Consider the following 11,753-nt stretch of genomic DNA (forward strand, 5'->3'; position numbering starts at 1 on the left):
ACAGGCACCCTTTTAGCCACTCGCGGGGTTGGCTTTGGCTTTGTCAATGAGTTGTTCGAGCTCCGAGCGACCGGGGAGGGTTTCGGGGGCGATGACCTGCTCACTGTGGGAAAACCAGAAGACCGCATCAACAGTGTTGATATCAACACCCGCCCATTCGGCCCAGGCGAGCCGGTAGAGGGCCAACTGGAGTGATTTGCGCTCAATGTCTACCGGATCAGTCGGTGTTCGACCCGTCTTCCAATCAACAACCTGGATTCGCCCCGAACGCTCAAAGACCGCATCGATCTTGCAAATCACGAGGTGGCCCGCCAGCGGAAGGTGAATTTCTCGCTCCAGTGCCACTGGAGTGAGAGGGGCAAACTCGCTTCGCTCAAAACCCTCCTGCCAGGTGTGAACGTCGACATCGACGGGAACCGCGGTGTCGTGATCCACGTCAACATCGGCCATCACACGGTTGCCCCGCGCGGAATGAAAATACGATTCCACCCAGGCGTGGAAATCATTGCCTCGCTGTTGGGCGAGGCCTGTCGTGGGCGGACGGGGCTGAATCCTGGAGCGCAGCATGGTCTCGGGTTCGAACACCCATCGGTCAAACTGTGAAGCGGGAATACGCACCGGCCATGATCCCTCGGCTGGGGCCAGGCGTGTGCGCTCCGCCTCCAACACGGCATCGATGTGTTCCACCAGAGCAGGATCCGCCTGTTCCACAGCCTGATCGGTGGCTGTGAGTACTGCTTTGGCTGCCCGCTCCACGACGTCACGGCGTTCACCCAGCGGGTCAACCGGCCAGGTGATGAGGTCGTCTTCATCCCCCTCATGAGGATTGTCGATTGTGGGCGAGTCCGGCAGAGGGTCAATGCACTCTGCGTGTTCGAGTTCCACAAGAAAGGGTGAAGGCGCCTGCGCGGAGCCTTTTGTCGAGTAGAAGCTGCCCGTCAACAACAGTTCCGCTCGCGCCCGGGTCATTGCCACATACGCGAGGCGGCGTTCTTCCCGTTCATGATGGGCGCGAATATCGTCACTGAACTCTTCGATTCGATCGAGCAGGTCCTTTCTGGTTTCTGCACCCATCCAGTCAAGGTGGGGCAAGAATTCACTGTCGCCTCGAAAGGGGTAGGGCAATACTCCAGAGCGAAGCCACCCTTTAAAGCCCTCATTGGGTTTTCCGGGCAACTCACCTTCGATCAACTGACCGACGGCCACCAGATCCCATTCGAGGCCTTTCGCGCCGTGGATGGTGAGAATTTGCACGCACCCCGGCTCCGGTGGTGCCGATTGCGGTTGCAAACTATCTCGCCACTCTGCTTGCTCTAACCAGTCGAGAAAACCGCGCGCGCCCGCCTCATCGGCAAAGGCTTGGTACTGCGAGATAGCCGCAAAGAAAGCCTCCCGGGAGTTTCGGTAACTCTCCCGGTTGGGGTGAGCGAGCCATTCGATGTCGGCACCGGTTGCCCGCTCCCAGTGGACCACTTGGTCGGCAATATTCTCGTGACTGAGTCTTCGCTGGCTGGCGATCAGCGAAGCCGCGTCTCGAAGTTGGCTTTGTGCTCCCTCGGAGAAGACTTCCCAGTGGCTGTGCTCGGGTGGTTTCTGGGCCAAATACTCCAGCGCATCCAATAGCGATGCGCTGGGTCGACCCAGTGCTTGGTCGCGCAGTGCCTGATCCAATGACTCGTCGAGTCGACCACCACCGCTATCGCGAAGCCCCAACCACCGTGCTCTTTCCGCAAGAGCGAAAAGGTCACTCACTCCCAGTCGGAAACGCCCGGATGTGAGCAGACGTACCAACTCGCCGTTGGCGAAGGGGCGGTGGACGATGGCTAATCCGACGACGAGGTCAGCGACCAAAGGGTCACCGAGTAGTCCCCCGATTCCCAAAATATGAACGGGGATTCCCTTGCGCTCCAAAGCTCTGGCGTAGAGGTGCTGGTGTTTGCGCTCACGCAGTAGCAGTGCCGCGCTGGGGGGCTCGCCTTCGGCGTGTCCGGCAGCGCTGTTGCCGGGGTGTGTGGCCGACACCAGGCGTGTGGCAAACCACGCCGCGACTGCTTCTGCTTCGTCATCGAGGGTGTCGGGGTAGGCGACGTCGACGGTTCCTGCCGGGGCGTTGGGGGCAGGAGATAGCTCACCGACGACACTCTCATCCGCGCGTCGAAGTGGCGCACACAATGCATTTGCTGCGGTGAGTACGCGGGAAGGGTTTCGCCAACTCGTTTGCAGGCCAAAGGTGACTGAAGGCCATTGACGGGCAAATTCGCGGGGGAAATCATCCAAGTTGGCAGCACTGGCTCCCCTCCAGCCGTAAATCGCTTGGAGTGGGTCACCCACGCTCATCACCGGGTGGTCAGCAAAGAGTGTGGACAGCAGGGTCGTTTGCAAGACACTCGTGTCTTGGTATTCATCGAGTAGCACCACAGAGTGTCTGGCGCGAAGCCCCTCGACCACTTCGGGGGACGAGCGAGCGACCTCGAGGCCTAAACGGACCTGATCGGAGTATTCGACTATTCCTCTGGCTGCTTTGGCTTCGCGAAATTCGTCAACAAGGTCAATGAGTACCGGCAGGAGGGCAATGTTGTCGGCGGTGCGATCAACGCCCGGATACCCGCCACGACCACCTGGAGGGAGGTCTCGAATGCTCTGAAATGACCGGGCGTATTCGGCTAAAGCGGAAGCGTCAACCGCATTTTCTGACATTGACTGAGACAACTGCCACGTCAGGGTGGTCAACTGATCGAGCGACATCTGAAGTTCAGGAAGCTCTGAATGGGTGGAACCCGCGACGACTTTCCTTGCCAGCGACCACGCTGCTGCCGCCCCCGCTACTTCTTGGTCACCATCAATCCCCAGATAGACGGCGTAATCCTGGAAAAGTCTCGACGCGAAGGCGTTGTAGGTAGACACTTGCGGCATCGCGAAGACGTCAATGCTGTCGTCCTCACCGCTGTGGGGGAGCTGTCGAATCCGGGACGCAATGCGACCGCCCAGTTCTGATGCGGCTTTCCTGGTGAAGGTGAGGCCCAAAATGTCTTGAGGCGACACCACACCATTGGCGACCAACCACACCACCCGCAAGGCCATGGTTTCGGTTTTGCCTGACCCGGCTCCGGCCACCACCCGGTACACACCCTCCAAGGGGGCTTCGATAATGGCGCGCTGTTGTTCGGTGGGTGGGTGAATCCGAAGCGCTTGACACAACTGTTCGGCAGTGTATGTGAGGGGTTTAGTCACCACACACACTCCCAACCCGCTGCCAGCGATGCCTGGACACACTGCGACCCGCGACAGGGAAAAACCGTGGCCCCATAAACCGCGCCTGCGCCATGTGGGCACCGGCGGAGCGAATTCGCTCCAGACTCTCCTGGATGCCCTCCTCGCCTAAAGGTTCTTGGGCGGCCACCCGGAAAGGTTTGCCGCGAACGCCGCCGCTGACATAAAGAAGCCATGCGCCTTCGCTTGGGCCCTCCACCTCCCACGCTTCTCGGGTAGCCGGGTCAGCTAGAGCCAATTGGTAAGCCTGGAGTTGCGGATGGGAAGCAATTTCTTCCGCATTGGTAATCGCTTTACCCGTTTTGAGGTCGACGACCACCAGGCCACCATCGACCGAACGCTCAATGCGGTCAACCAAACCGTTGACCACAATGTTGTCCACTCGCAGCTGGAAGCCTTGCTCAATTCCCACCACCTCCGCACCAGCGGCTTGTCGCTCGCGCAGGTAGGCAGCTAAGGCGTGCACTAAGCCACGCGCCTTCGAGGCTTCGCTTTTACTCACCCACCAGGAATCAAAATCGAGCTCCGACCAACGACCCTCCACAAGACTTAACAGGGTGTCTTCGTCCCCCCAGGGCTCGTGCTCCAGTGCATAGTGCACGAGTGAACCAATTCCCACGGCAGCCGTGTACTCATCGGGGGCGACACGATCGAGAAACCAATCCAACGGGGACTGCTCCACTGCGCCAATTCGTGACGGAGAAAGAGGGATTTCGGTGTCGTGATACAGCGGTGTCTCACTCGTGATCGGACCAAGCCCCCACCACTGGCTGGGGTGCGCCCCTTGCACTTCCCGGGCGGCAAGGAGCGAAAGAGCAGACGCCGCAGACTGCCATTCAGCTTCTTTCACTGACGGCTCGAGCTGTGAGCGGTAATGTCCCACCAGTTCACGGCTTGAGCCCAACGGGCCCGGATCGGAGGGTACTTCGTGCGCTCGTTCGGCCAGTAAGCGAAAAAGCGCACTCGGGCCCGTGTCTTCAGATTCAATGGCGCTCACCAGCACCATGTGCCTCGCCCGTGAAAGCGCTAGGGCAGCCATCCGCAATTCGTCATCAATGACCACCCGCTGATCATCAATGGCCTCATCGAGTTGGCCTCGCACGGCGCGGGCCACCAGCGGAGCACCCAACAGGGACCAGCGAATTCGGGTGTTCGGCCAGACGTGGTCGTTTAGCCCCTGGAGCACCACAGTGTCGCATTCCATTCCCGCCAATCCCGCGGGAGTGGAAATCAAGACCCCGGTGCGTTCGGAGCGTTGCACCACCACGTCCTCGGTGATGTCGTTATCTAACACTCGCAGGAAAAAAGCCTCCGGGCTGACTCCATGGTGTCGCTCCACAAAACGCTCCGCCGTGGCCAACAGTGCTGAGACCTGGTGGAGTGCCTCGCGGTGAAACAGTGACGGTTGGCTCGCATCACTTGAGCGAGCTACCCACGAGTCCTCAACCGCCCACGCCTGCCACGCCGTGGAGAGCACAAGCGCGGCGGAGGATCCCTCGGGTAATGCGCGAATCGCGGCCAACACTTCGAGAATTCGACTCAGCGGCCGATGAAAAGACGCGGGAAGCTCCAGCGGGTATTCCCCCGATTCGAGCACGTCGATAATCGACTCAATACCCCGACGGGGCTGACCTTCCGCATGGTCAATCACTCGAAGGAACGACCCCAACCGTCGGAGTCGGCGAGAATCAAACCCCCCATAAAGACCTTCAAGCAACACAGTGGCGCGCTCAGGGGTGAGCCACCCCGGGGTGCGCGCGGCCAGTACCCAGCCGACCAGATCTTTACTGGCGGGGTGTTCGCCTAAACCGACTCGGTAGTCCTGTTCGGTGGCGATTCCCGCCTGCTGAAGAGCGTGAGCGAGAAAAGGAATGTGCGATGCGCGACGTGTGGCAATGGCCATTTCGGAGAAGGCGACCCCGTGGTCGCGGTGTCGAGAAAGCAACACCCGGGCAATGTCGTGGGCTTCACGCCCGGCACTGGGCGAGCGCACCGCCAGGAAGGGGTGATCGCCATCGGGTTCCTGACCCAAATCCACGGACTGAGCTTTTCGTTGGGCACCAGCCCGCGCCGTCCCAATCCGTGACGTGATGCTGCTCACCGCATCGCGCAAGACCTGGCCGTGACGGTAGACCGCCGGCAGGATGTGAGGTGTCACCGAGAGGAGGTCGGCAACGCGCATAGGACCTGCCGGGTCCGCTCCTCGAAAGGTTTGACCCGCGAGATCAGGATCGGCATATATCCCCACGTGCACACTCGCGCTGTGGAGGGCCTGCACCAAGGAACCTGCGGCGGGGGACAGATCCTGAAAATCATCACACAACACCATCCGCAAACCCTCGGGTGGGGTCCTAGAAGCCTCAATTAACGATGTGGCAACGCGTAAGAGCTCCGCAGCGTCGTATTCATCGGGACGGGAGCGAGCAATCACCCGCTCGTAGTCGTCAAGGAAATCGGCCACTGCGGGCCACGCCGGGTGGACTGTGGACCAACGCCTGAGATCGCGGGAGCCCAAACCCCATTCGGTGAGCCTCGCGATGAGTTCGCGAAGTTCTGTCCGAAACGCTTCGGTTGAGCGGACCGCAGGGTGTAAGTGCTCTGGCCACTGGGGGCCGACACCGCTGTCTCGCTGCTCATCGAGCACCGAGCGGATGTCTTGATCAACATCGGCTCCGGAGCGAAGCTTGGAGGGTTCCACTCCCCTCGCTTCTTGATCGCTTCTCAGAAGCGAGAAACAAAACGCTTGAACACTCATCACCATCGCACCCCGGGTGGGAACCCCCAGCATCACACCCAATTCGTCGCGCATGCGGGTCGCCTGCTCCCTGGTGGGAGTGAGAATCCGAATCGCATCGGGGTTCACGCCCCCGGCCACAGCGTGTGCCACGCGCGCTCGAATCAGACTGGTCTTACCCGAGCCTGGTGCCCCAAGGACTATTTGGGGTTTACCCAAACCGGCTTCGACCAGCTCGCCGGGTAACCCCAAATGTGCACTCATGCCTTTTAGGCTAAAGCCCAGCACTGACTGTCGTACGATACGAGTGTGGAAATTCGCATCGGTATCACCCATTCAACCCGTGAGCTCAGTTTCGAGACGGACAAAAAAGCCGCAGATGTTGAAAAAGACATCGCTGCTCAGATTGCCAAAGGCGATGATGGCCTGGTCAGGCTGGAAGACCAAAAGGGGCACGTGTACCTGGTCCCAGTCTCCACCCTCGCCTACATCGAAATGGTGACAGAGTCCGCCCGTAAAGTCGGCTTTGCGCCGTAAGCCGGCACCCCATGGAACTCGTCCTCGTCTTTACTTTTGCTGCGCTGATTGGCGCAGCAATCAGATACATGGTGCCCGGTCGCAACCGCCACGGCATGATTGCCTTACCCGCCCTCCAGGTCGGACTTGCCACCCTGCTCTTCGTGGTGGCGATGTGGCTGGGCCTCGAACCACGCTCAGTGTGGACTTGGGTGATTTCTCTCGTGGGTTCCACCGCGGCACACATTGCTGTGGCGATATGGCTCCCCAAGCAGCGTGATGCGGCCGATGAGGCCCTTCTCGCCGAGCTCACCGACCCCAAAGCTCCCATCCCTGACGAGCCCGCCCGGCTGTAACGGTGGGTAGTGAGGCGAGAGGGTTACCCTCGCTAAGCCGTCAAACCCAAACTCTCAAGCCTTCTGGTGTGCTCGGTGAGCACATCGGTAAATACTGGCTCGTAGAGTTCCGCGGAGCGGGTGGCCTCAGAGCCTCCGCGCAGTGCGCTGCGCGCAATCAGCATGGTGTCCCCCACCACCCTCCTCGACCACAGGCTTAACCGCCAGGCGTGCGCCTCATCGACAGCGATGATGCGGGCAAGGACACCCGCAGCAAGTTCTTCTGGATCGGTGCCATCGACTGCCTGGATGATTTTGTCGCCAATCCCTGCCGGGAGACCACCGGCAACAAGGCGATAAAAGTCACTGAGGAACCCGCCGACGACATAGCAGGTCCCGACCCGCTCGTACCAAGCATCTGCCGTCATGTGGCGGAGCGCATCGCCTTGGCGCTCAAGTGGCTCAGCCATGGCCTCAATGGGGTCGGGGGTGTATTCGGCCAACAGTCCGCGAAGGGTTTCGTATCGGGAGAGAACCTGGGCTTCCGCCCGCACTAATTCATCACGGTCTTTCGCCGACCACGCTTCCCTCGCAACCCGGCCGTATTCGCCGGCGATGAGCAGGGCACTGGCGCTGGCGTGAGCGAGCAGGTCCGCTGCGGTGGGAACCAACGCGGTGAGATCGAGACGGCTGGCACTCTGGCGATTGGCCCTGGATCGCACTTTCCACTGCGGGGAGGTTTTTTTCCTCTCCCAAAACCGCCATCTCATCTGGCCAGGATAGTCGCCGCAGGATTGACCTGCCCGGCAACACCGTTTGCGCGGTAGACTGGGGGTCACATCAAATAATGAAAGTGAATCTGTTAACTAGTGAGTTTTTCCGACCTCGGCATTGAGCCGGACATGGTCGAGGCCCTCCTTCAGGAGGGAATCGAGACCCCTTTCCCCATTCAAGAACAAACCATTCCCGTTGCGCTTTCTGGCCAAGACATCATCGGTCAGGCACGAACCGGAACGGGTAAAACCCTCGGTTTTGGGTTACCCCTCTTACAAAAGCTTGGAGTGGACCCCGCACCGGGAGTGAAAGCCCTCGTTGTGGTTCCCACCCGTGAACTGGCCATCCAAGTCGCGGAAGACTTAGAGGTCGCCTCGTCGAAGCGTCAGACCCAAGTCGCCGCAATCTATGGCGGTAAAGCCTACGAGGGACAAATCGAACAAATCGACGCCGGAGCTCAAGTCATTGTGGGCACTCCTGGTCGACTCTTGGACCTCATTTCACAGCGCAAACTTTCCATCAAAGACGTCGAAGTGATGGTCTTGGATGAGGCCGACAAAATGTTGGACTTGGGCTTCCTCCCCGATGTGGAGCGCCTCTTTTCACACACTCCCGCACTTCGCCACACCATGTTGTTTTCGGCCACCATGCCAGGACCGGTGTTGACACTGGCCAGGCGTTTCATGACCAAACCGCTCCACATCCGCGCCCACGATCCCGAAGAAACACTGGCGCAGGCCAACATCAAACACTTCGTCTACCGCGCGCACCAGCTGGATAAGGACGAAATTATCGGCCGTATCCTCCAGGCGGAAGGTCGCGGCAAAACCATCATTTTCACCCGCACAAAGCGCGGTGCCGCGCGCCTGGTCGAAGAACTCACCGACCGTGGTTTTCCCGCGGCGGCAGTCCACGGTGATTTGAGCCAAGACGCCCGCGAGCGCGCCATGGTGGCCTTTCGTGCCGGGAAGAAAGACATTTTGATTGCCACCGATGTCGCTGCGCGCGGTGTCGATGTGGATGACGTGACCCACGTGATTAACCACACCATCCCCGAAGATGAAAAGGCCTACCTCCACCGGGTGGGGCGCACCGGTCGGGCGAACAAGACCGGTATTGCGGTGACCTTTGTCGACTGGGATGACCTTCACAAATGGGCACTGATTAACCGTGCCCTCGAAATGGGTATCCCTGAACCTCAGGAAACCTATTCCTCCTCCGATCATCTCTTCACAGATATGAACATCACCCCGGGGACGAAGGGCCGCCTCACGGCAACACCTATTCCCAACCGGGAAAAGCGTGCCGGTGAGTCACGATCGGGTGGTAACCGTGGCGGTAACCGTGGCGGCCAGTCGGCAGGCAACCAGCCCGCCCGCGCGACAAACACCACCAGTGGTTCTTCGCAGACAGCGTCTGATGGTTCATCACGTCCACCGCGGCACCGTAGACGAAAAAGCTCACCACCACAGTCCTAATTGGCTGGGCCCGTGGGGCACAGCCAAAGGGGTGGCCTTTTCTTACCCTGTCGCCATGCAGCCGGCTCGGTCCGCCAACAGTGGCTATCCAGCGTCAGATAGCGGGCGGTGGCTAGTGAGTGGCGGGAAGCACCGGTGTGCTACCCGTCCCAGCCTCCACAATGCGCTGGAAATCAGCCATGCTCGTCGAATGCTCGCCCAACACGTTGGGTTTTTTTGACCCGTGGTAGTCACTAGAGCCCGTCACAATCAGGCCAAGATGTTCGGCAACCCGCTCTAAATGGGGGGTGAGGGTGGGGTCGTTTTCACGGTGGCCAATTTCGACACCCATGAGGCCGTGATCCACCCACCGCTGATATCGGGCAATCGCCTGATCGACATCACCGCCGACATCGGTCGCCGGTTTTCCACCGCGGCTCAGCGGGTGAGCTAGCACCGGAACACCCCCGGCCTGTCGAATAATCTCAATGCCTCGGTGGAGTCGTGGGGCGTAGTGGGGCACATGGTAGGGGCCATCACCGGCCAAAATGTGGGCAAACGCTTCAGTGGTGTCCTGGACGATGCCCTTCGCGATGAGCACTTCGGCGATGTGGGGTCGTCCGGGTGTAGCCCCTTCGGGAATGACGGCGCGCACTTCGAGCCAATCAATGGGGTAATCCTTGGCGAGCTTTTCCACCATGAGCTGGAGTCGGTTATCCCGGTGGGAGCGAATTTTGACCATCTCATCGACCAGGTCAGGGTGTTCCGGATCAACCAGGTAGCCCAACAGGTGAATGCTGTGGGGTTCGTAACCTGTGGTCTCATCAAGAATTTGTGTGCTTAGTTCAATGCCGGGAACGAGCCCCACGCCGAAATGTGTTGCCGCTTCGCGCGCTTCTGCCCACCCCGAGAGGGTGTCATGGTCGGTGAGGGCAATGGTGTGAAGGCCAGCAGCGTGCGCTTTCGCCATCACTTCGGCAGGAGTTTCTGAACCATCCGATGCCCGCGAATGCGCGTGGAGGTCAATAATCGCATCGGACACCCCTCCATGTTAGGTGCGGTGGTGCCCCCAGCGGGCCAGTGGTGTCCCCAGCTCCGGCAGTGGGCAGCCTCAAAGTGTGGAGTGCCACACTAGTGGGGTGTCAGATTCGACTAAGAAACCTCCCCGGTCCCGCACACCGGAGAGTGCCGCTTTTCGTGAGTTCATCTCTAGTGGATGGGAAGATCACCCTCGGAGGGTTGCCACGCGAGATGAGGTGGCTGACTTCACCGCAACACGCCGCGCACTCTTTGTCGACAGTCTGCCCGAGGAACTTTCTGGTCACACGTTGGTCATCCCTGCAGGCCCGGAATCACGGCGGTCTAATGACACCGATTATCCTTACCGGCCCCATTCGGCTTTTACCCACCTGACCGGGTGGGGTTCAGACACTGTTCCGGGCAGTGTTTTGGTCATTACCCCGGGCACCTCACCCGCCACAACAGTGTTGTATGCCAGGGGGTCTGCCGGTCGCGACACTGACGAGTTTTATGCCAACGCAGCAATCGGCGAGTTTTGGACAGGTCCCCGACCACACTTGGATGACATTGCCTCCCGGTTGGGCCTTCAGGTCCAACCGTTGGATGCGTGGTCTGAAGTGGGCGACCAGGACCTTCCCCACACCGTCGTGCTGCCCGAAGCCGATGACCTATTCAGCGTGCGCCTGCAGCACCGCCGCACAGCAGTCTTAGGTGAACAGCAGGCCGGTGTTCTCGCCGAAGCTGACCACATTCTGGCAAGGCATTTAGCGGAACTGCGTTTTGTGAAAGACGACTACGAGGTCGACCAAATGCGCCTCGCCATTGGCGCCACCCACCGGGGGTTCAACAACATCATTGGTTCCCTTCCCGACGCAGCCCAGTCACCCCGGGGTGAACGCGTAGTCGAATCAGCTTTCGCCGCGAGGGCACGGCTGGAGGGCAACGATGTGGGCTACGGCACTATTGCCGCCAGTGGCCCCCACGCCTGCATTTTGCACTGGGTACGAAACGACGGACCAGTGGGTAGTGACGACCTCCTCCTAGTCGACGCCGGTGTGGAACTCGATTCGCTCTACACCGCCGATATCACCCGAACACTGCCGGTGTCGGGGCGCTTTAGCGCCCGCCAGCGCCAAGTGTATGACGCGGTGTTGGAGGCCGCAGATCAGGCTTTTGCCGCCGTGCGCCCCGGTGTGCCCTTTCGCGCCATTCACGATGCCGCCATGGAGGTCATCGCCGCCCACACCGCCCGCTGGGGGTTCCTGCCAGGCAGTGCGGATGAATCCCTGAAAAAGGATGCCGGCTGGCATCGGCGATACATGATCCATGGCACAAGCCACCATCTGGGCCTCGACGTGCACGACTGCCAAAAAGCGCGCCGTGAGCTTTATGTCGACCAGGAGCTTCGCCCCGGCATGGTCTTCACCATTGAACCAGGACTGTATTTCCAACCCGATGACCTCACCGTTCCCGCCGAATGGCGCGGTATTGGGGTGCGCATTGAAGACAACATCCTTGTTACCAAAGACGGTGCCATCAACCTGTCAGCCGATATTCCCCGCACCGCGGAGGATGTTGAAGCCTGGGTGAAAAGACACACCCCTTAGTGGCCAATAATGCGCTTAGCCACTGACGTCGGACGGTTTC

8 protein-coding genes are annotated in these 11,753 nt (G+C 60.1%); 4 read left to right on the top strand and 4 right to left on the bottom strand.

The features are described from left to right. Positions 1–12: 12 nt before the first annotated feature. Both C3B54_RS07575 and C3B54_RS07580 read right to left on the bottom strand, forming a co-directional pair. A complete protein-coding gene (locus C3B54_RS07575) occupies positions 13–3,231 on the bottom strand; it encodes an ATP-dependent helicase (RefSeq protein ID WP_158665598.1) in 3,219 nt (1,072 codons plus the stop codon). Further along, the gene (locus C3B54_RS07580; protein WP_158665599.1) at positions 3,224–6,268 is read right to left on the bottom strand and encodes an ATP-dependent DNA helicase; all 3,045 of its coding nucleotides are present in this window, start codon (positions 6,266–6,268) and stop codon (positions 3,224–3,226) included. Before C3B54_RS07580 ends, C3B54_RS07575 begins: the two co-directional genes overlap by 8 nt. 45 nt (positions 6,269–6,313) lie before the next feature. Here C3B54_RS07580 and C3B54_RS07585 point away from each other — a divergent pair, with 45 nt between their 5' ends. Then, positions 6,314–6,541, top strand: a complete 228-nt coding sequence (locus C3B54_RS07585; RefSeq protein ID WP_104913956.1) for a DUF3107 domain-containing protein — start codon at positions 6,314–6,316, stop codon at positions 6,539–6,541. Positions 6,542–6,552: 11 nt separating this feature from the next. After that, complete coding sequence (locus C3B54_RS07590) at positions 6,553–6,876, top strand: hypothetical protein (RefSeq protein WP_104913957.1); 324 nt, start codon at positions 6,553–6,555, stop codon at positions 6,874–6,876. Positions 6,877–6,908: 32 nt separating this feature from the next. Here the strand turns inward: C3B54_RS07590 and C3B54_RS07595 are convergent, their stop codons facing one another. Beyond that, on the bottom strand, positions 6,909–7,625 hold the full coding sequence (locus C3B54_RS07595; RefSeq protein WP_104913958.1) for a ferritin-like fold-containing protein: 717 nt from the start codon (positions 7,623–7,625) through the stop codon (positions 6,909–6,911). Positions 7,626–7,724: 99 nt separating this feature from the next. Between C3B54_RS07595 and C3B54_RS07600 the strand changes: the two genes are divergently transcribed. Continuing rightward, positions 7,725–9,107, top strand: a complete 1,383-nt coding sequence (locus C3B54_RS07600) for a DEAD/DEAH box helicase (RefSeq protein ID WP_104913959.1) — start codon at positions 7,725–7,727, stop codon at positions 9,105–9,107. A gap of 112 nt (positions 9,108–9,219) precedes the next feature. On the opposite strand, the gene C3B54_RS07605 is transcribed toward C3B54_RS07600, so the two are convergent. After that, positions 9,220–10,128 (bottom strand): PHP domain-containing protein, encoded by a 909-nt coding sequence (locus tag C3B54_RS07605; protein ID WP_245867889.1) that lies wholly within the window; start codon positions 10,126–10,128, stop codon positions 9,220–9,222. A 97-nt stretch (positions 10,129–10,225) separates the two neighbouring features. Here C3B54_RS07605 and C3B54_RS07610 point away from each other — a divergent pair, with 97 nt between their 5' ends. Further along, entirely contained in the window at positions 10,226–11,713 is a 1,488-nt protein-coding gene (locus tag C3B54_RS07610; RefSeq protein WP_104913960.1) for an aminopeptidase P family protein, read from the top strand. The last annotated feature ends 40 nt before the right edge of the window (positions 11,714–11,753 follow it).

The sequence above is a fragment of the Pontimonas salivibrio genome (assembly GCF_002950575.1).
Lineage (GTDB): Bacteria > Actinomycetota > Actinomycetes > Actinomycetales > Microbacteriaceae > Pontimonas > Pontimonas salivibrio.

Bases quoted from the DNA above. Each gene is read 5' to 3' on its own strand.
- C3B54_RS07580 (WP_158665599.1), bottom strand. From the start codon at position 6,268: ATGAGTGCACATTTGGGGTTACCCGGCGAGCTGGTCGAAGCCGGTTTG.
- C3B54_RS07595 (WP_104913958.1), bottom strand. From the start codon at position 7,625: ATGAGATGGCGGTTTTGGGAGAGGAAAAAAACCTCCCCGCAGTGGAAA.
- C3B54_RS07590 (WP_104913957.1), top strand. From the start codon at position 6,553: ATGGAACTCGTCCTCGTCTTTACTTTTGCTGCGCTGATTGGCGCAGCA.